The following is a 20,255-nucleotide window of genomic DNA, read 5'->3' as shown; positions in this document are numbered from 1 at the left end:
CTATGCTGCGCTCTGGGGTGACGCTTGCGGGGGGCTCATGATCCTGGTTTTCGTGCATGGCTGGAGCGTCACCAGCACAGCGACCTACGGCGGCCTGCCGGACGCCCTGGCGGTACAGGCGGCGCTGACGGCGCCCGGCCTGAACCTGACGGTGGTGCAAATCCACCTGGGCAGCTACGTCAGCTTCCAGGATGCCGTCACCATGGCCGACGTGGTGCGGGCCTTCGACCGGGCGCTGCGCGATGCGCTGCTGCCGCCCGGCGCCCCGGCGGGGACGCCCCTGCCCGACTTCTCCTGCGTCACCCATTCCACCGGCGGGCCGGTGGTGCGGGAATGGGTGAGCCGCCTTTATGACGGTGGGACGGGGGGTGGCGCGGGGCTGCGACGGCCGCCGCTGCGCCACCTGGTCATGCTGGCGCCCGCCAACCACGGCTCCCCCCTCGCCACCCTGGGCAAGGAGCGGGTGGGCCGCATCAAGGCCTTCTTCAACGGCGTGGAACCGGGGGAGCGCATCCTGGACTGGCTGGCCCTGGGCAGCACAGACCAGTGGCGCCTGAACGGCCGCTGGCTGGACTATGACCCCCTGGCCGTGGACCTCTACCCTTTCGTGCTGACCGGACAGACCATCGACGCCCACTTCTACGACTTTCTCAATTCCTACCTGGCGGAGGAAGGGTCGGATGGCGTGGTGCGCGTGGCGGGGGCCAACCTGAACTGCCTGTTCCTGAGGCTGAATGAGATGGCGACGGCGGTGACCAACCCGCATCCGCATTTCAACGGGCAGCCGGCCGCCGTGCTCAGCCCCGACGGCGGGCCCCGGACGCCGCAGCCGCCCCTGGCCTTTGGCGTCATTCCCGACGCCAGCCATTCCGGCGACCGCCTGGGCATCATGGGCAGCGTCACGCCCCAGAACGCCGCCGCCAAGCCTGTGGTGGCGGAAATCCTGCACTGCCTGCAGGTCGACAGCCCGGCGGCCTATGGCGCCCGCGTGGCGGCGCTGGCGGCCCTGACCGACGCCACGCAGCAGGCCGTGGCCCTGGCCAGGCCGGATGAAGGGCAACGCCACAGCCAACTGGTCTTCCGCATCCGCGACGACCAGGGCGACGCGGTGGACGATTTCGACCTCTACCTGCTGGGCGGCCCGGACTACACCCCCGACGACCTGCCCAAGGGCTTCTTCGTCGACCGGCAGCGCAACAGCGTCTCACCCAACTGCCTGGTCTACTATCTGGATTACGACGTCATGGCGCAGCTGCCCGGCGCCCATTTCGGCCTGCGCGTCCAGGCGCGGCCCGCCACCGGCGACGGCTTCGTCGGCTATGCCCCGGTGGAGTTCCGCACCGACGGCGCCGGCCTGGCCGTGGCGCTGAAACCCAACCAGACGACCTACGTCGACGTGGTGCTGAGGCGCCACGTCGATCGCGCGGTCTTCCGCCTGGGGCCGGTGACGCCCGCCCCGCTGGACTTCAAGGACCGCAAGCCCAGCGGGACGGACGTCGACACGCCCTGACGGATCAGCCAGCCTTGTAGCGGTCGGCGGCGTGGTTGCGCGACAGGTTGGGGCCCAGGGCGTAGCGGGCCTTGTTCACCGCGTCGAAATCCGCCGGGTTGGGCAGCGAGGGGATGGTGACCAACTCGCCCTGGTCCAGGCCGGCCAGGGCCGCCTCCACCATCTCGCCCACCTCCATGACCATGTTCTGGTCCAGGTCGTCGAAGGACTTGCCCACGCGCTCGAAAATCTCCGTCCGCGTCAGGCCGGGCAGCACGGCCTGGAACTTCACGGCCTTGCCGGCCTTGGCGGTTTCCGCCTGCAGCGACTGGGTCAGCGCCAGGACGAAGGCCTTGGTGGCGACATAGGTGGCGCTGAACATCTCCGGGATCAGGGCGACGACGGAGGCGACGTTGACCACGGTTCCGGCGCCCTTGGCGGCGAAGGCGTCGGCGGCGGCGATGGCCAGGCGGTTCACCGCCGTGACGTTCACCGCGATCATGGTGTCCTGATAGGCGATGTCGCTGCCCAGCGAGCCCTCCTTGGGGCCCAGGCCGGCGTTGTTCACCAGCAGGGTGATGGCGGCGTCGGTGCGCAGGCGCTGCTCCACCGTCTCCACGTCGGCCTGGTTGGCCAGGTCGGCGGCCAAGACCTCGACCTTGACGCCGGTCTCGGCCCGCAGCCGGGCGGCCGCTTCTTCCAGCCGGCCCTGGTTGCGGGCGACCAGGATCAGGTCATAGCCGCGACGGGCCAGGCGGTCGGCATAGGTGGCGCCGATGCCGGAGGAGGCGCCGGTGACGAGGGCGGTACCTTTGGTGCTCATGGGAGTTTCCCTTTGAAAGAAGCGGTGGAAGTGGGGCGCCATCGGCGTCGTTGATCACGAAGCTGGTATATGCCACTATTATCATGCAAGTCAATCGGACTTGTGAACCCCAAGCCCCGCGCCGGGGGCATTGCAGGGCGGGCGCCGTCGCCGGGCTGCTGGCCCATATGACGACGCGCCGGGACAGATGCCCCCTGTGATGGTGGGAATGGCCCTAACCGCCGGGGGCGCCTATTCTGGCCCGCTGGTCTTGGAAATACCGGTTTTGAAAGGATCATGGAGTTGGATGAGCCCGCCCCCACAGCCGCCGTCCCCATAGCCGCCGCTCCCACAGCATCTGCCCCGACGGCGACGGCGTCGAATGAAGGCCCATCGGACCGCTGGGGCTGGGACTATTGCACCAACACCGCCGTGCGCCGTGCCGCCCGCCGTTTGGGCCAGCTCTATGGCGACGTGACGGCACCGGCCGGCCTGATGCCCACCCAGCACACCCTGCTGACCCACCTGAAGCTGGCCGCCGCCGCGTCCGACCCCGCCGCCGGCACGCTGCAGAACCTGGCCGCCGCCATGGTCATGGACCTGTCGGCCCTGGGCCACACCCTGAAGCCGCTGATCCGCGACGGCTATGTCGAGTTGGTGCCCGACGCCAAGGACCGCCGCGTCAAGCGCGCCCGCCTGACGGCGGCGGGCGAGGCCAAGCAGGCCGAGGGGCTGGCGCTGTGGCATGTGGCGCAAAGCCGCTTCGACGCCCTGTTCGGCGCGGAGGAATCCGCCGCCCTGCGCCGCGCCCTGGCCATCGTGGCGTCAGAGGAGTTCGCGGCGGCGTTCAAGAAGAAGGAATAAGCGCGCTATCCCCGCAGCCAGTTTTCCACCCGCAATCCTTCGATACGGGCGAATTCACGCTCGTTGTCAGTCACGAGAATGTAGTCGAGGGCCATACATTGGGCGGCAATAAGCATGTCATTGGCCCCGATAGGCTGCCCCATCCCCTCCAAGCGCGCCCGTAACTGTGCATAGAATTCATCAGCAGGTGCTTCGAACGGCAAGATATCGAGCATCTCAAGGGCACTTTCGACCCTGGCTGTCAGGGCTGGGAGCCCTTTCTTGGCAACGCCAAAACGCAACTCCGCCGCCACGATGATGCTGGTGCAAAGGGCCGCAGGCTCTACCAAACGAGCCTGTTCCGTCGCCATCCCATCCGGATGGCGGATCATATGGGAAATGATGTTGGTATCCAGCAGGTAGCGCACTATAGCGACACATCTTCGGCTGGCAGATCGTCAATAGCGGGAAAATCCTCGTCCAAAGGTTCCCAGCTATCCAGCAATGCCACGAAGGATTTGAGCTTGACCGGTTCAATGATCAGCCGGTTCCCCTCCTTGCGCATGACCGCATCCTCTCCCGGTAATTCGAATTCCCGGGGGATGCGAACGGCTTGATTACGGCCATTCTTGAATAATTTGACGTGACGCTCCGGAAACATGACGCCCTCACGATCTGGCATATGCCATAGCATAGGTCATTCGCTCGCTAATTTCCAGGGCAGCCCGGCCCTCACCTGAAATTCCGCCCATCCGGGAAGGTCGCATCCGCGCGGCGGGCGGGGGCCGCGCCGGTGGGTTCGTCCAGGCGGGACAGCAGGTCGGAGTAATCGATCAGGCGCTCGGCGCGCACGTGAGTGACGGGGGTGGCACTGGGGCCCCGGTCCTGGGTGGGGGCGATGACCTTCTCCACCCGCCCCAGGCACAGCAGCAGGCGGCTGCCCAGGATGTGGCGGCGGAAGGCGGTGAAGGTCTCGGGCATCAGCACCAGGTTGGCGATGCCGCTCTCATCCTCCAGCGTGATGAAGATGACGCCCTTGCTGCTGCCCGGCCGCTGGCGCACCAGCACCAGGCCGGCCAGGGCCACGCGGCTGCCGTCGGCCAGGGTCTCCAGCGTCTCCATGCGCATCAGGGGATAGCGGCGGACCATTTTCTCCTTGGGCTCCGCCGCGAACCGGTCCAGCCGGGCCACCACGTCATCGCGCACCAGGCTCATGGGGTGGCGCTTCAGCGACAGGGACAGGCGGGTATAGTCCTCCACCAGATGCTCACCCAGGGTCATGGCCGGCAGGGTGGCGATGGACGGCTCCTCCGCCCACGGGTCGCCCGTCCCCTCCTCCTCCGCGTTCAGCGCCAGATCCAGCAGGGGCGGCAGCCGTTCGCCCAGGGCGCTGACCGCCCACAGCGCCTGGCGCCGGTCCAGGCCCATGGACTGGAAGGCGTCGGCCTCCGCCAGCAGTTCCAGGGTGCGCGGCGCCAGGCGGGCGCGGCGCCAGAGATCATGCGGGCTGGCGTAGGGCTCATGCCCCCGCGCCTCCAGCAGGGGCTGCACCGCCGCCTCGCTCAGGCCCTTGGCCAGGCGCAGGCCCAGGCGCAGGGTCTGGAAACGCTGCCCCCGCCCCGGTGGCTCCAGCCGGCTGTCCCAATCGGAATGGTTCACGTCCGGCGGCAGCACCACCACGTCATGGTCCCGGGCGTCGCGCACGATCTGCGCTGGGGCGTAGAAGCCCATGGGCAGGCTGTTCAGCAGGGCGCAGGCGAAGACGTCGGGATAGTGGCACTTGATCCAGGCGGAGACGTAAACCAGCTTGGCGAAGCTGGCGGCATGGCTTTCCGGAAAGCCGTAGGTGGAGAAACCCTTGATCTGGTTGAAGCAGCGCTCGGCGAATTCCGCCGTATAGCCGTTCTTCAGCATACCGCTGCGGAATTTTTCCTCGAACGTGTCGATATCGCCCAGCTTGCGGAAGCTGGCCATGGCCCGGCGCAAGGCGTCGGCCTCCGCCCCGGTGAAGCCGGCGCCGACGATGGCGATCTGCATGGCCTGTTCCTGGAACAGGGGCACGCCCAGCGTCTTCTTCAGCACCTTCTTCAGCGCCTCGGACGGATAGTCCACCGGCTCCAGCCCCTGGCGGCGGCGCAGGTAGGGATGGACCATGCCGCCCTGGATGGGCCCGGGGCGGACAATGGCCACCTGCACCACCAGGTCATAGAACTCGCGGGGGCGCAGGCGGGGCAGCATGGACATCTGCGCCCTGCTCTCCACCTGGAACACGCCCAGGGTGTCGGCGGCGCACAGCATGTCGTAGGTCGCCACGTCGCCCTGCGGAACCGTGGCCAGCGTCAAGTCGCGGCCGTAATGATCCCGCAGCAGGGTGAACGCCCGGCGCAGGCAGCTGAGCATGCCGAGGCCCAGGACATCGACCTTCATCAGGCCGGCGGCGTCCAGATCGTCCTTGTCCCACTCGATGTTCTGCCTGTCCTCCATGGCCGCGTTCATGATGGGGCAGAATGTCGCCAGCGGCTTGGGCGTGATGACGAAGCCGCCGACATGCTGCGACAGGTGGCGGGGGAATTTCGAAATCTGGCCCGTCAGGTCCAGCACCTGGCGCAGCAGCGGGTCGTCGGGGTCCAGCCCGGCCTCCCGCGCCCGCTCCTCCTCCGGTGTGCCGGTGCCCCAGCCGGAGATCATGGCCGACAGCTGGCCCACCGTGTCCTGGCTCATGCCCATGGCCTTGCCCACATCGCGCACCGCCCCGCGCGAGCGGTAGCAGATGACGGTGGCGGCGATGGCGGCGTGATCGCGGCCGTACTTCTCGTAGATGTGCTGGATCACCTCCTCCCGCCGCTCATGCTCGAAATCCACGTCGATGTCCGGCGGCTCGTTGCGCGCGCTGGAGATGAAGCGCTCGAACAGCAACCCGCTTTCCACCGGATCGATGGAGGTGATGCCCAGGCAGTAGCAGACGGCGGAGTTGGCGGCCGATCCCCGCCCCTGGCAGAGGATGCCCTGCTCGTTGGCGAACCTCACGATCTCATAGACCGTGAGGAAGTAGGAGGCGTAGCCCAGCTCTCCGATCAGGGCCAATTCCTTGTCGATCTGCTTTTCGACATCTTCCGGCACGCCCGCCGGGTACCGTTTGCGGGCCCCCTCCGCCGTCAGTTGGGCCAGGCGGCCCTGTGGCGTCTCCCCCGGTCCGACTTCCGCCGGGTACAGGTAATCCTTGCGCAATTCGCTGATGGAAAAGGTGCAGGCCTCCACGATGTCGCGAATGCGGGCCAGGGCGCGGGGGTGGCGGTGGAACAGGCGCGCCATCTCCTCCGGCCGCTTCAGATGGCGCTCGGCGTTGGCGGCCAGGCGCCAGCCCGCCGTCTGGATGGTGCAATGCTCGCGGATACAGGTCATCACGTCCTGCAGCGCCCGCCGGCCGGGGTGGTGGTAATGCACGTCGTTGGTGGCCAGCGGCGACAGGCCATGCGCCTCGGCCAAAGCCGCCAGCCGGTCCAGACGCCGGGCGTCGTCGCCCTGGTAGCGATGGGTCAGGCACAGGCTGAGGGTGCGGCCGAAACGGCGGCGGTAATCGGCCAGGTCGGCGGTGAAGTCCGCGTCAAGAGTGTCCGGCGGCACCACCGCCATCATCTGGCCGGCGGCGTGTTCCTCCACATCCGCGCGGGTCAGGAAGCATTGCCCCTTGGGCGCCCGGCGCATGCCCACCGTCAGCAGGGTGGACAGGCGGCCATAGGCCGCGCGGTCGGTCGGCCAACACAGCAGCGAGGGGCCGTCCGTCAAATCCAGCCGCGCCCCCACCACCAGGCGGAAATCCAGCTCGCGCGCCGCCGCATGCGCCTGCACCACTCCCGCCAGGCTGTTGCGGTCGGTCAGCGCCATGGCGCGATGCTCCAGCGCCTTGGCCGCCTCCACCAGCTCACCGGCCTTGGAGGCACCGCGCAGGAAGCTGAAATTGCTGGCGACTTGAAGTTCTGAGTAGCTTTGCATGTTCCCTCAGACGCCGGGCGGGCGCATCCGCGCCCTTGGCTTTGTCCTCAGTTTCCAGTCCGCTACGCTCCCCGGAAACTTCCGGCGGCCGCAGTCGCAGCCTAGTCGCTGCGCTCCGGGGCGCATCCTCAAGCGGTCACGGCTAGGGGTGGGGGGCGGGCGTCACCCGAAAAAGCCGTGCAGGAACCAGCGGGGCGGCGGGCCGCCGGCGTGGTAAAGCCCCAGGCGGTAGAGCCAGAAGCGCCGGCCCTCGGCATCCTCCACCCGGTAATAGTCGCGGGCCTCGGGGTTCGGGTTGGGGCGGCGCTCCCCCCCTTCCCACCATTCCGGCAGCAGGCGCTCCGGCCCCTCGGCCCGGCCCACGCGATAGGTCTGGTCGCGCCAGCGAAACAGCAGGGGCGGGTCGTCGGGGATGGGGGCCACCACCTCCACCGCCTCCGGCCGGGGCAGCAGGCGGATGGGACGCGGCCGGTCAGCGGGCCAGGCGAGCGGTGCAGCCGCCGGCGGGGCCGCTTGTGGGCTGTTGTCCTGCGCCTCGGCCGGCACCGCCCGCACCGCCTGTTCCGGTATCCAGCTTTGCCGGGGCAGCAGCCGCAGCACCCGGCCAGGCCCCAGGCGGGCGCCCAGCCGGTCCACCAGTTCCGCGATGGGCGGATCGGTCACCAGGGGGTTGCCGGTGGCCGCCGCCTCTCCCCCCTTCGCCGTCGGCGGTCCCGCCAGGTCGGCCAGCCCATCGCCGCTCAGCACCGCCTGGCCGCCATCGAAGGGGGCGGCGTGGGTGACGGAAATGGCCATGATCTCGAAGCCCGCCCCAGGCTCCAGCTGGTCCATGCGCGGTTCCAGCAGGCGCCAGAGATGGGTGGGGTCGCGGTTGGGGCGGCTGGCGCCCACGCCCAGCACCTGCGGCGGGGCGTCGTGGCCGGCGTCGATGCGCCAGGCCTCCAGCTCCAGCGAGCGCGCGCCCTCACCCGCCGCCGTCAGGCTGGCCGCCACCCGGCCCAGCAGATGGCGCACCGCCTGGGCCAGGCCCTCGGGCGTGGAAATGGGATCGACCACCGTCAGGCGGGCGGTGTGGCGGGTGGGCGCGCGCCTGGGTGACAGCGGCTCATCCACCCAGCCCAGGGCCTGGTCCAGGCGCAGGGCGACCTGGGCGCCGTAACGCGCCGCCAGCGCCGCCCGGTTCTTGGACCCTTGCCCCCCTGTTCCTTGGGCCATGCGCATCAGCTCGCCCACCCGGCGCAGGCCCACGCGGCGCAGGCTGGCCACCAAGTCGGGGCCCAGGCGCAGGGCCGGCAGCGGCAGGTCGGCCAAAGCCTCCGCCGCCCCGCCCGGCGGAACCACCAGCTGGGCGCCGAAGCGGGCCTGCGCCCAGGCGGCGCCAATGCTGTCGGCGATGGCGGCCCGCCCCTCGAACCCCGCCTTGGCCAGCCGGCGTTCCAGGTCCAGCAGCAGTTCATGCTCGCCGCCCAGCAGATGGGCGCAGCCGGTGATGTCCATCAGCAGGCCGGGTCCCCCACCAAGACCTTTGGGGCCGAAGCCGGGCGGGTCGCTGGGGTCCACCGCCGTCCAGGGCGTGTAGCGCCGGGCCCAGTCAGCCAGCCGCCCCAGCGCCGCGGCATCGCCCTCGGGATCGGCGTCCACCACCCGCACCTGGGGTTCCAGCGCGCGGGCGTCGGCCAGGCCCATGCCCGGCACCAGGCGCTTGGCGCGCGCCGCCGCGTTCACCGCCGCCACGGTCAGGCGCCCCCGGTCCGACAGGCGGGTCACCAGGGCGTCGTCTGCGGGCAGCGGCGGCGTCAGCCCCCGGGCGATACGGTCGGTGGCGAAGGTGGGCAGCCAGAGGGAAAGGATGCGGCGCATGGGATCAGCCCACCGCACGCAAAGTGGAGGTGAGTTGGGTGGAGGTGAAGGGCACCACCGCCGAGGCGGGCGGCGGCGTCTCCGGCGCCGGCGCGGCCGCCTGGCCCGCCGCCTCCAGCCTCACCCCCTCGCGTTCATACAGGGTCCAAGCCCCCGGCCGGCCGCCCCGGCAGCGCAGCAGTTCCACCCGCCAGGCGGGGCCGGTGAAGGCCGAAGCGGTGGTGCCCCAATCTCCCGCACGGGCTTCCTGGATGGGGGCCGTGCCGACCTGCCAGCGGGTGACGGCGGCACTTGCCTGGGTGCTGCCACGCCCACTGCCCCGCCCAGCGCCCTTCAGGCCCTTCATGGCGCCCCCCTTACCCGCGTTCAGGCGCAGCAGCAGTCCCGGCACGCCGCCCGTTTCCGCCGCCAGGTGCAGACGGCGGCTGGCCGTCAGGTCCAGCCCGCCGGCCTCCCCCACCACAGCGCCCACGCGCGGGCAGCGCAACGCCTCCTCCATCGCCCACAGCAGGTCGACCTCGCAGGCGGCATGCACCACCACCAGCCGGCCGGGCCCCACCCCCTGGGCGTCCAGCCCGGGGGCGTACAGGTCGGGTGCCCGGGTCATCCACAGGATGGGGCCGCGCACCTGTTCCGCCAGGCGGGCGGCCAGCAGGGCGGTGAAGGCCGTGGCGGCACCGGCATCGAGATCGCCCGCCGCCGCCACCTCATGCAGGGCGGCGCGCGGCAGGCCGTGGGCGCCACCTTCCCCCGGGCCCGCCGCCGGCAGATGGGCGTCCACCGCCGGCACGCCCAGGGGCACGACACCCCGGCCGGTCCCCGGCGCCTCCACCGCGCGCACCTGTTCCCGCAGCACCGCCAGCAGGCGCTGGCGGTCCAGGGCACCGTCAGACTGCCCTTCTTCAGGACAAGCCCCTCTTGGGCAAGCCATTGGCCAAGCTGCGGAAATGGGGGGAGGTGTGGCGGGCATGGGGATGCTGCCTTGGTCTCTCGCGTGCGGGGGATGATGTTCTTGTTATGTTCTAATCCGGAGTCGGCCGCCTGGTCAAGATGAGTCGAGCCCCCAAAACCGGACTATCCGGAATCGACAGCGCCGGTTGACGTGACGTCACCCTCGATATATGAATCGTATACGTTTCGTATATTGGAGAGCCCCATGGGCATCGTGAAGATCGACGACGACCTGCACGAGGAGGTGCGCAAGGCCAGCACCGTGCTGTGCCGGTCCATCAACGCCCAGGCCGAATACTGGATGAAGATCGGCATGCTGGCGGAGGCCAACCCCACCCTGTCGCTGAACGACATCCTGCGCATCCAGCTGAAGATGGCCTCCGTCCATCTGGAACCGGAACCCCGCCAGCTGGAACCTACCCCATAATGGTCAAGCGCCCCGACGAGATCGAAAAGCTGGGGGAGGCCGGGCGCCTACTGGCCAGCGTCTTCCACATGCTGGACGACATGCCCCTGGCCGGCCTCAGCACCCTGGAAGTCAACGACCGGGTCGAGGACTATATCGTCAACCAGCTGCACGCCCGCCCCGCCAGCAAAGGGCAGTATGGCTATGGCTACGTCCTGAACTGCTCCCGCAACGAGGTCGTCTGCCACGGCGTGCCCTCCGCCACCGATATCCTGGCGGACGGCGACATCGTCAACTTCGACATCACGCTGGAGAAGAACGGCTACATCGCCGATTCCAGCAAGACTTACCTGATCGGCGCGGTGGCGCCGGCCGCGCGGCGCCTGGTGCAGACGACGTACGAGGCGCTATGGCACGGCATCCGCCAGGTGCGCCCCGGCGTCCATTTGGGCGACATCGGCCATGTCATCGAGCGCCACGCCAAGCGCAACGGCTATACCGTGGTGCGGGAATATTGCGGCCACGGCATCGGCCGGGAGATGCACGAGGAACCGCAGATCCTGCACTTCGGCAAGCCGGGCACGGGCCTGCGCCTGAAGGAAGGCATGGTCTTCACCATCGAGCCCATGCTGAACCAGGGCGGCGCCAAGGTGGAGACCAAGGACGACGGCTGGTCGGTGGTGACGGTCGACGGCACGCTGTCCGCCCAGTTCGAGCACACCGTGGCGGTCACCGCCACCGGCGTGCGTGTGCTAACCCTGCGCGCGGAAGAGCGCAAGCGGCGGGCCGAGACCCGATGATCTTACCGGGCATTGGCGTCGTGACGGTCGAATTTGAAATCCGCTGGCAGCCGCCCTCGGAAGGAACGCAGACGCATTAACAAATCCTCCCGTCCGGGCTTATGGGTGACAGTGACTTCCCGCCTATCCGCGACATGGATTTCGACCTCGTCGCCTTCCTTCAACCCCAGAGCCCTGACCATCGCCACAGGCAACCGAACGGCCAGGCTGTTCCCCCACTTCACGACCCGCATGGCCCCCTCCCCGCTACAGATCGCCAGCGTGCAGCTGGCCGCTGACGCTGATCAAGCATCTTGAAGGTCATAAGGCTTTTACGCGGCGCAAATTGGATATTATATATTATTTATAAATCGCCGCACCCTGGGGACGCTTGCCATGCCTGATTTGACCCGCCGCCGCCTGCTGGCCACCGCCGCCACGCTGCCCACCCTTGGGACCGCGCTGGGCGTGGCACCGGCCGCTGTCCCGTCGGCAATGGCGGCGCCAGCGCAGGTCGCGGCGGCATCCCCTGCCCCCGTACCCGCCGACCTGGCCCCACGCGAGCGGCTGCGCATGAATGACGGCTGGCGCTTCCACCTGGGTCATGCCGCCGATCCGCTGCAGGATTTCGGCTTCGGCGCCGACCGCAGCACCTACGCCAAGTCCGGCGATCTCAGCGCCCCCGTGGCCAAGGCCGATTTCGACGACAAGGACTGGGCCGCCGTCACCCTGCCGCACGACTGGGCGGTGGACCTGCCCTTCGCCCAGGCGCGGCTGCCGGGCAAGGAGGCGGCGGAGGCCATGGCCTATCAGGGCTTCAAGCCCCTGGGCCGGCAGTTTCCCGAAACCAGCGTCGGCTGGTATCGCCGCAGCTTCACCCTGCCCGCCACGGATGCCGGGCGGCGCCTGTCGCTGGAGTTCGACGGCGTCGCCCGCAACTGCCTGGTGGTGCTGAACGGCTTCATCGTCGCCACCAACGAAAGCGGCTACGCCCCCTTCCGCGTGGACATCACCGACTTCGTCCTCCTGGGCGGCGCCAACACCCTGGTCATCCGCGTGGACGCCACCCTGGGCGAGGCCTGGTCGTACGAGGGCGCCGGCCTCTACCGTCCCGTCTGGCTGGTGAAGACCGCCCCCGCCCATGTGCCGCAGTGGGGCACCTTCGTGCGCAGCACGGTGACGCCCAGCGGCGCCGACCTCACCATCACCACCGAGCTGGCCAATGAGGGGCCGGCGGCGGACCTCACGGTCCGCAGCACCGTGCTGAGCCCCGATGGCACGGCCGTCCTGCAATTGGAGGCCACCCCCCTGGCGCTGGGCGCCTGGGAAGCGGGCGCCGTGACGCAGACCGCCACCCTGCCCTCACCCGCCCTGTGGTCGCTGGAGGCGCCCAACCTCCACACCCTGGTGACGGAGGTCAGCGTGGGCGGGGCGGTGGTCGATCGCCATCACACCTCCTTCGGCATCCGCACCCTGCGCTTCGACGCCAACCAGGGCTTTTTCCTGAACGGACGGCCGGTGAAGGTGAAAGGCACCTGCAACCACCAGGACCATGCCGGCGTGGGCTTCGCCGTGCCCGACCGGCTGCATGCCTATCGCGTGGAACGGCTGAAGGAGATGGGCGCCAACGCCTGGCGCACCACCCATCACCCGCCGGCGCCGGCCTTGCTGGACGCCTGCGACCGGCTGGGCATCCTGGTGATGGAGGAAACCCGCCAGATGTCCAGCAACCCGGAGGGCATGAGCCAGCTGGAGCGCATGGTGAGGCGCGACCGCAACCGCCCCTCCGTCTTCCTGTGGAGCATCGGCAACGAGGAAATCCACCGCGGCACGGAACAGGGGGCCCGCATCGCCGCCAGCATGAAGCGCGCCGTGTACCGCCTGGACGGCACCCGCCCGGTCACGGAGGCGTTCAACGGCAAGTTCGGCCAGGGCGCCAGCCCGGTGCTGGACGTCATGGGCTTCAACTACTACCTGGATGAGATCGACGCCTTCCACGCCCGTTTCCCCAACCAGCCCATGATCGGCACGGAAACGGCCAGCACCGTCTGCACCCGCGGCGTTTACGCCCACGACGACGTCCGCCATTACGTCCCCGCCTATGACACCGAATATCCCAAGTGGGCCAGCACGGCGGAACAGTGGTGGACCTTTTATGACAGCCGCCCCTTCCTCTCCGGCGGCTTCGCCTGGACGGGCTTCGACTATCGCGGGGAGCCGACGCCCTTCATCGACTGGCCCAACACCGTGTCCAACTTCGGCATCCTGGACCTGTGCGGCTTTCCCAAGGACAACTACCACTACTACCGCGCCTGGTGGCGGCCGGATCAGCCGCACCTGCACCTGTTCCCCCACTGGACCTGGCCGGGGCGGGAGGGCCAGGACATCGCCGTCTGGTGCCACAGCAACCTGGACGCGGTGGAGCTGTTCGTGAACGGCCGCAGCCTGGGGCGCAAGGACGTCACCCGCAACCGCCACCTGGAATGGACCGTGCCCTACCAGCCGGGCGCCATCGAGGCCCACGGCTACAAGGACGGCCGCCGCGTGCTGACCCAGCGGCAGGAAACCGCCGGCCCTGCCCACGCCCTGACCCTGGCCGCCGACCGCGTCACGCTATTGGCCGACGGCGATGACGTGGCGGTGCTGTCGGCCAGCGTGGTCGACGCCAAGGGCCGCCTGGTGCCCGATGCCGACAACCTGGTGACCTTCACCATCGAGGGCGGCGTCCGCCTGCTGGGCGTGGGCAACGGCGATCCCACCAGCCTGGAACCCGACCACGCCCCCTATCGCAAAGCCTTCAAGGGCCTGTGCGGCGCCATCGTGCAGACGGGCCACCAAGCCGGCACGGTGCGCGTGACCGCCAAGGCCGAGGGGCTGAAGCCGGCCACGGTGGAACTGTCGTTGGAAAAGGCGGCGCTGGTGCCCAGCGTCGGCCCAGCCTGACGATGTACGAACACCCGGGCGCGGCATGAGACCGCGCCCGGGTGTCACCCCCCCCAACGCTCAGAACGGCGCGTCGATGTCGACCACGTCGATCAGCTTGTGGTTCACGAACTCCTTGATGCCCAGCCCCAGCAATTCGCGGCCATAGCCGGAACGGCGGATGCCGCCGAACGGCAGGTCGGCCTTCACCATGGTCGGGTGGTTGACGAAGACCATGCCGGTGGAGATGCGGGCCGCCACCGCCGCCCCGCGGTGGGTGTCACGGGTGAAGACGGAGCCGCCGAGGCCGAAGGGGGAGTCGTTGGCGATGCGTACCGCGTCATCCTCGTCCTTGGCGCGGAACAGCATGGAGACGGGGCCGAAGAATTCCCAGTACCGGGCGGGGTTGTCCTCCCCCACCTCCGTTAGGATGGTGGGCTGGACGAAGGCGCCCTGGTTGGGAACCTTGGGGCCCACCTCGATCGCCTTGGCCCCATGGGCGACCGCCTCGCGGATTTTCTGCTTCACCTCATCGGCGGCGCCTTGCGACGACAGGGGCGCCAGGGTGGTCGCGGCGTCGAAGGGATCACCGGCCTTCAGCCCGGCGACGCCGTTGATGTAGCGGTCCAGGAACTGGTCATAGACCTCATCCACGATGATCATGCGCTTGGAAGATACGCAGACCTGGCCGCCGTTCCAATGCCGGCCGAACACCGCCCATTTGACGGTCTTGTCCATGTCGGCGTCCGCCAACACGACGAAGGCGTCGGCCCCGCCCAGTTCCATGGTGGATTTCTTCAGCGCCTTGCCTGCCTGGGCCGCGATCACGGCGCCCGCCGCCTCCGACCCCGTCAGGGCCACGCCGTGGACGCGCGGGTCGTTCAGGATGCGCTCGATCTGCTGGCGGGTGGCGTACAGGTTCCGAAAAGCGCCATCGAGCAGGCCCGCCTGGCGCATCAGCCCCTCAAACGCGGCGGCGCACTGCGGCACGTTGGAGGCGTGCTTCAGCAGCATCGTGTTCCCGGCGGACAGCTGCGGAGCGATGATGCGGGCGATCTGGTAATAGGGGAAGTTCCACGGCTCGATGGCCAGCAGCACGCCCAGCGGCTCGCACACCAGCACGGCCTCGCCCTCCGCCGGGTCGGCCACCGGCAGTTTCTCCGGCGCCAGCAGCGCCTCCGCCTTCTCGGCATAGTATTCGAAGATGCGGGCGGACAGATCCACCTCCGCCTTCGCCTCGGTAAACAGCTTGCCCATCTCCAGCGTCAGCAGCCGGGCATAGGCGTCGGCCTCGGCGCGCAGGATGTCGGCCGCCTTCTGCATGACGCCGGCGCGGTGGGCGAAGGGCGTTTCCCGCCAGGCCAGGAAGGCGGCGTGGGCGTCCGACAGGGCGCGGTCGACCTCCGCGTCGGTGGCATCGGGAAAGGTCTTCAGCAATTCGCCGGTATAGGGATTGGTGGTCGCGTACGGCATGGCGTCGTCCTCCGTTGCTGGCCGGCACACCGTCCCGGCCAACGCCATCGGAGCACCAGCGTCAGCCAGGGGCCATGACGTGGGTCAAGGGTGAGCAAGCGGCCGCGCGAAGATCAAGTGTGTGTCACCGCCAGGGCGGAAGCCTGAAGGAGGCGACAGCGGAATTGGGCGACACTGCTAAGGATTGGTCGACTTCCCAGCTTTTGATTACCTATGCTGAGGCATTTCCGATATATGCAGGATATAGTTACATTTTCACGCATATTGGCTAGGAGTCTTCAAATTGCGCATGCTGCCGTGGCCGCCTCAGGGCAGGACATTGTCCGAAGTGATCTCGGGGAGAGATAATAATTTCGATCTTGTCCGCTTGATTGCTGCCCTTCTGGTGATGGTTGGGCATTCATATGGCATGCAAAATCCCACCGGGAATATCGATTATATTCGTTATATACTTGGAACTGATTACCCTGGAAGCCTTGCTGTTTACATATTTTTTACCATTAGCGGCATGCTGATCTACCAGAGCTTCGAGCGTGCCAAAAACCCTATCAACTTCATGGCCTTTCGCGTCGCCCGGCTGTGGCCTGGTCTCGCCCTGAACACCCTGGTCATCGTTTTTATAATAGGCCCTTTCTTTTCCACCGCCGCCACTCTGGGTGAATATTTCAGCGCCAACGAATTTTCCCCACTACATTACTTGGCCATTAATGTCTTCCACATTGGCGAAGCACGACTGAACATCGAGAACATGTTCATGCACGCTGGAGGCAACAAGACGGCGGTCAACTACCCCTTGTGGTCCCTGACGGTGGAAGCGCAATGTTATTGCGTAGTCATGGTTTTGGGCGTGATGGGCCTGCTGTCACGGAAGAAATTGATGCCGGCCCTGATGGCGGCACTGACGGCGCTGTACCTTCTCGGGACGTACGTCAATTTCGAATACCCATACTCGATCTTTCTTTATACTTTCAACCGCTTCAAGGAAGACTATTCCTTCTATCCCGTGCCATTCTTTTTTCTGGGCATGGTGTTTTATGCCCTGAAGGACAAGATCACCCTAAACTGGTGGCTGGCGTCGGCCCTAGTTGTCATCGCAGCCATGCTGCACCATACGGTCCTGGCCGTCCCGACCTTTGTCATCGCCCTGGCCTATCTCACGCTGACAGTGGGGGCTTCGCGCAAACTGAGGTTTCTGCGGCCGAAATACGATTACTCCTACGGCCTTTATATTTATGGCTTCGTCTGCCAGCAGATGGTGCTGGACCTGTACCCGTCGCTCAGCAGCTATAAGGCCTTGGCGGTGGCAGTGCTGATGGCCCTGGCCTTCTCTGCCATTTCCTGGCACTTGGTCGAAGACCCTTGCCTGCGCCTATGTAAACGATGGGCATCCGGAACGCGCCAGCCGGCCTCCGCCACAGTCACAGGACTGGACGCAACGCCCGGCAACGCCGTCATCGCCCAGCCGGTACTTCAAGCGAAGTAGGCCATCGCGCTTCCCCCTTGGGTACTCCGCCTAGCGACCCCCACGCCCCCACATCCGCGCGGGGTAGCCCCCCACCCCCACGCCTTGCATTCGACCATCGGCGCGGCTAGCTTCCGCCCCACAAGACGACGGGTGTTGCGCCGGCTTAAGATCGGTGGGCATCCCGCCTTCCCCGGCCTCCAACGATCGGATTTGCGGCCCCATGAAGTCCGCCGTCATCGTCTTTCCCGGTTCCAACTGTGAACGGGACATCGCCGTGGCCCTGGAACAGGTTTCCGGCCACAAGACCTTCCACGCCTGGCACCGCGACACCGACCTGCCCGAGGTCGACGTCATCGCCGTTCCCGGCGGCTTTTCCTATGGCGATTACCTGCGCTGCGGCGCCATGGCCGCCAACTCCCCCGTCATGCGGGTGGTGAAGGAGCGGGCCGCCCAGGGCGTGAAGGTCATCGGTGTCTGCAACGGCTTCCAGATCCTGACGGAGGCGGGGCTGCTGCCGGGCGCGCTGATCCGCAACCAGTCGCTGAAGTACATCTGCAAGACGGTGGACCTGAAGGTGGAGAACACCGACAGCGCCTTCACCCGCCACTACACCCCCGGCCAGCACATCGGCATCCCGGTGGGCCATGGCGAGGGCAACTACGTGGCGGATGAGGAGACGCTGAAGCGCCTGGAAGGCGAGGGCCGCGTAGCCTTCCGCTACACCGACGCCGCCGGCGTGGTGAACGAGGCCGGCAACCCCAACGGCGCCACCAACAACATCGCCGGCATCTTCAACGAGACGCGCACCGTCCTGGGCATGATGCCCCACCCGGAACGCGCCTTTGACCCGCAGCACGGCAACACCGATGGCCGCGCCCTGTTTACCAGCCTGCTGGAGAGCCTGTCGTGAGCGTCACCCACACCCCTGACCGCGAACCGAAGGTTACCGCCGAGCTGGCGGCCGAGCACGGTCTGAAGCCCGACGAATACGCCAGCATGCTGGAAAGCGTGGGCCGCACGCCCACCTTGACGGAACTGGGCATCTATTCCGTCATGTGGTCGGAGCACTGCTCCTACAAATCCTCGCGCGTGTGGCTGAAGAAGCTGCCGACGACGGCGCCCTGGGTCATCTGCGGCCCCGGTGAGAATGCCGGCGTCATCGACATCGGCGACGGCCAGGCCGCCATCTTCAAGATGGAAAGCCACAACCACCCCAGCTTCATCGAGCCCTACCAGGGTGCGGCGACGGGCGTGGGCGGCATCCTGCGCGACGTCTTCACCATGGGCGCCCGCCCGGTGGCCAACCTGAACGCCCTGCGCTTCGGTGAGCCCGCCAACCCCAAGACCCGTCACCTGGTGGCGGGCGTGGTGGCCGGCATCGGCGGCTATGGCAATTGCGTCGGCGTGCCCACCGTGGGCGGCGAGACCAACTTCCACAAGGCGTACAACGGCAACTGCCTGGTCAACGCCATGACCGTGGGCGTGGCCCAGACGGACAAGATCTTCTATTCCAAGGCCGCCGGCGTGGGTAAGCCCGTGGTGTACGTGGGATCGAAGACCGGCCGCGACGGCATCCACGGCGCCACCATGTCGTCGGCCGAGTTCACCGAGGACAGCGAGGCCAAGCGCCCGACGGTGCAGGTGGGCGACCCCTTCACCGAAAAGCTGCTGATCGAGGCCTGCCTGGAGCTGATGGCCACCGACGCCATCGTCGCCATCCAGGACATGGGCGCCGCCGGCCTCACCTCCTCCTCCGTCGAGATGGCGGGCAAGGGCGGCCTGGGCATCGACCTGGACCTCGACGCCGTTCCCCAGCGCGAAGCCGGCATGACCCCGTACGAGATCATGCTGTCGGAAAGCCAGGAACGCATGCTCATGATCCTGGAGCCGGGCCGCGAGGAAGAGGCCAAGCGCATCTTCGACAAGTGGGAACTGGACTTCGCCGTCATCGGCAAGCTGACGGACAACGGCCGCATGGTCATCCGCATGCATGGCCACACCTGGTGCGACGTGGAGCTGGCGCCCCTGTTCGACAAGGCGCCGCTGTACAACCGCCCGACGGAGCCCACCCCGCCGCAGGCCGAGATCGCCGCGGCGGAGGCCCCGCTGAAGGCGTCGGCCCGCGACACCCTGCTGGCCCTGATGGGCACGCCGGACCTCGCCTCCCGCCGCTGGATCTGGGAGCAGTACGACAGCCAGGTGGGCGCCGACACCATGATCGGCCCGGGGGGCGACGCGGCATTGGTGCGGGTGCATGGCACGCCCAAGGCGCTGGCCATGACCACCGACTGCACCCCGCGCTACTGCTACGCCGACCCGGTGCGCGGCGGCGCCCAGGCGGTGGCGGAAGCCTACCGCAACATCATCACCGTGGGCGCCCTGCCCCTGGCCATCACCGACAACATGAACTTCGGCAATCCGGAGAAGCCCCGCATCATGGGGCAGTTCGCCGGCTGCATCGAAGGCATGGCGGAGGCCTGCCGCGTCCTGGACTTCCCCGTCGTGTCGGGCAACGTCAGCCTGTACAACGAGACCAACGGCGAAGGCATCCTGCCCACCCCCGCCATCGGCGGCGTGGGCCTGCTGAAGGACAGCGCCCTGGCCATCGGCAGCGGCTTCAAGAACGCGGGCGACACCGTCCTGTTATTCGGCGAGACGAAAGGCCATGTCGGCCAGTCGCTGTACCTGCGCGAGGTCCACGGCCGTGAGGAAGGCGCCCCGCCGCCGGTCGACCTGGCGGCCGAGCGCCGTGCCGGCGACCTGGTGCGCGGTCTGATCGAGGCCCGCAAGCTGACCGCCTGCCATGACTTGGCCGACGGCGGCCTGGCCGTGGGCTTGGCGGAAATGGCCCTGCGCGGCAAGAAGGGCATCGCCCTGACCGGCCTGGAGGCGGCGGACGCCGGCCTGCTGTTCGGTGAGGACCAGGGCCGCTACCTGGTCACCGTGGCCGCCGGCGATGTGGCCGCCGTCACCGACGCCGCCAAGGCCGCCGGTGTACCGGTCACCACCCTGGGCACGGTAGGCGGCGACGCCATCACCGGCCTGGGCGGCGGCGCCCTGGCGCTGGCCGACCTGCGCGAGGTGCACGAAGGCTGGCTGCCCGGCTACATGGCCGGCGACGCCTAAGTAAATGGGAGCGCTGGCATAACTTGTTCATGCCAGCGTAGCCCGCGACTGCGGGCGCCGGAGCGAGTACCGCAGGGCGCAGCAAGGACAAGCCAGGGCCGCGGATGCGGCCGCCCGGCGCCTGAGGGAACATAGAAAGGAAATAA

At 68.0% G+C, this 20,255-nt stretch carries 16 protein-coding genes; 8 read left to right on the top strand and 8 right to left on the bottom strand.

The genetic code is table 11. The features are described 5' to 3' along the window. Positions 1-37: 37 nt before the first annotated feature. The gene (locus P5F91_RS13065) at positions 38-1,510 is read left to right on the top strand and encodes an esterase/lipase family protein (RefSeq protein WP_145609525.1); all 1,473 of its coding nucleotides are present in this window, start codon (positions 38-40) and stop codon (positions 1,508-1,510) included. A gap of 4 nt (positions 1,511-1,514) precedes the next feature. Here the strand turns inward: P5F91_RS13065 and P5F91_RS13060 are convergent, their stop codons facing one another. Further along, positions 1,515-2,312: an SDR family NAD(P)-dependent oxidoreductase gene (locus P5F91_RS13060; protein WP_145609526.1), complete on the bottom strand. Its 798-nt coding sequence runs from the start codon at positions 2,310-2,312 to the stop codon at positions 1,515-1,517. 276 nt (positions 2,313-2,588) lie between these two features. On the opposite strand from P5F91_RS13060, the gene P5F91_RS13055 reads away from it, so the two are divergent. Next, positions 2,589-3,155 carry a MarR family winged helix-turn-helix transcriptional regulator gene (locus P5F91_RS13055; protein WP_145609527.1) on the top strand — a complete coding sequence of 189 codons (567 nt, stop codon included), beginning with the start codon at positions 2,589-2,591 and terminating at the stop codon, positions 3,153-3,155. Positions 3,156-3,160: 5 nt separating this feature from the next. Here the strand turns inward: P5F91_RS13055 and P5F91_RS13050 are convergent, their stop codons facing one another. The 5 genes from P5F91_RS13050 to P5F91_RS13030 all read right to left on the bottom strand — a co-directional run bounded on the left by P5F91_RS13050 (position 3,161) and on the right by P5F91_RS13030 (position 9,918). After that, entirely contained in the window at positions 3,161-3,562 is a 402-nt protein-coding gene (locus tag P5F91_RS13050; RefSeq protein WP_246134269.1) for a type II toxin-antitoxin system VapC family toxin, read from the bottom strand. Then, on the bottom strand, positions 3,562-3,795 hold the full coding sequence (locus P5F91_RS13045) for an antitoxin (RefSeq protein ID WP_004273055.1): 234 nt from the start codon (positions 3,793-3,795) through the stop codon (positions 3,562-3,564). Before P5F91_RS13045 ends, P5F91_RS13050 begins: the two co-directional genes overlap by 1 nt. Before the next feature lie 71 nt (positions 3,796-3,866). Then, positions 3,867-7,127, bottom strand: a complete 3,261-nt coding sequence (locus P5F91_RS13040) for an error-prone DNA polymerase (protein WP_277907359.1) — start codon at positions 7,125-7,127, stop codon at positions 3,867-3,869. A gap of 162 nt (positions 7,128-7,289) precedes the next feature. Further along, entirely contained in the window at positions 7,290-8,987 is a 1,698-nt protein-coding gene (locus tag P5F91_RS13035) for a DNA polymerase Y family protein (protein WP_277907358.1), read from the bottom strand. Between the two features lie 4 nt (positions 8,988-8,991). Next, positions 8,992-9,918, bottom strand: coding sequence for an ImuA family protein (locus P5F91_RS13030; RefSeq protein ID WP_277907357.1), 927 nt, complete (start codon positions 9,916-9,918; stop codon positions 8,992-8,994). Positions 9,919-10,143: 225 nt separating this feature from the next. On the opposite strand from P5F91_RS13030, the gene P5F91_RS13025 reads away from it, so the two are divergent. Both P5F91_RS13025 and map read left to right on the top strand, forming a co-directional pair. Beyond that, positions 10,144-10,365 carry a ParD-like family protein gene (locus P5F91_RS13025; protein WP_145609532.1) on the top strand — a complete coding sequence of 74 codons (222 nt, stop codon included), beginning with the start codon at positions 10,144-10,146 and terminating at the stop codon, positions 10,363-10,365. Then, positions 10,365-11,144, top strand: a complete 780-nt coding sequence (map, locus tag P5F91_RS13020) for a type I methionyl aminopeptidase (RefSeq protein WP_145609533.1) — start codon at positions 10,365-10,367, stop codon at positions 11,142-11,144. The genes P5F91_RS13025 and map overlap by 1 nt, the downstream gene beginning before the upstream one ends. Before the next feature lie 2 nt (positions 11,145-11,146). Here map and P5F91_RS13015 read toward each other — a convergent pair whose 3' ends face one another. Next, positions 11,147-11,377 carry an AbrB/MazE/SpoVT family DNA-binding domain-containing protein gene (locus tag P5F91_RS13015; RefSeq protein WP_145609534.1) on the bottom strand — a complete coding sequence of 77 codons (231 nt, stop codon included), beginning with the start codon at positions 11,375-11,377 and terminating at the stop codon, positions 11,147-11,149. A 142-nt stretch (positions 11,378-11,519) separates the two neighbouring features. Between P5F91_RS13015 and galA the strand changes: the two genes are divergently transcribed. After that, on the top strand, positions 11,520-14,066 hold the full coding sequence (galA, locus tag P5F91_RS13010) for a beta-galactosidase GalA (protein WP_277907356.1): 2,547 nt from the start codon (positions 11,520-11,522) through the stop codon (positions 14,064-14,066). 60 nt (positions 14,067-14,126) lie between these two features. Here galA and P5F91_RS13005 read toward each other — a convergent pair whose 3' ends face one another. Further along, complete coding sequence (locus tag P5F91_RS13005; protein ID WP_277907355.1) at positions 14,127-15,518, bottom strand: NAD-dependent succinate-semialdehyde dehydrogenase; 1,392 nt, start codon at positions 15,516-15,518, stop codon at positions 14,127-14,129. 289 nt (positions 15,519-15,807) lie between these two features. Here P5F91_RS13005 and P5F91_RS13000 point away from each other — a divergent pair, with 289 nt between their 5' ends. The 3 genes from P5F91_RS13000 (at position 15,808) to purL (ending at position 20,109) form a co-directional block, all read left to right on the top strand. After that, positions 15,808-17,001 carry an acyltransferase family protein gene (locus P5F91_RS13000; protein ID WP_277907879.1) on the top strand — a complete coding sequence of 398 codons (1,194 nt, stop codon included), beginning with the start codon at positions 15,808-15,810 and terminating at the stop codon, positions 16,999-17,001. Between the two features lie 202 nt (positions 17,002-17,203). Beyond that, a complete protein-coding gene (gene purQ, locus P5F91_RS12995; RefSeq protein ID WP_277907354.1) occupies positions 17,204-17,893 on the top strand; it encodes a phosphoribosylformylglycinamidine synthase subunit PurQ in 690 nt (229 codons plus the stop codon). After that, entirely contained in the window at positions 17,890-20,109 is a 2,220-nt protein-coding gene (gene purL, locus P5F91_RS12990; protein ID WP_277907353.1) for a phosphoribosylformylglycinamidine synthase subunit PurL, read from the top strand. The genes purQ and purL overlap by 4 nt, the downstream gene beginning before the upstream one ends. Positions 20,110-20,255: the final 146 nt, after the last annotated feature.

Origin of the sequence: Nitrospirillum amazonense (assembly GCF_029594735.1) — a bacterium.
GTDB classification, from domain to species: domain Bacteria; phylum Pseudomonadota; class Alphaproteobacteria; order Azospirillales; family Azospirillaceae; genus Nitrospirillum; species Nitrospirillum amazonense.
The sequence above is the reverse complement of the archived record's forward strand: the minus strand, read 5'-3'. Positions and strand labels throughout refer to the sequence as shown.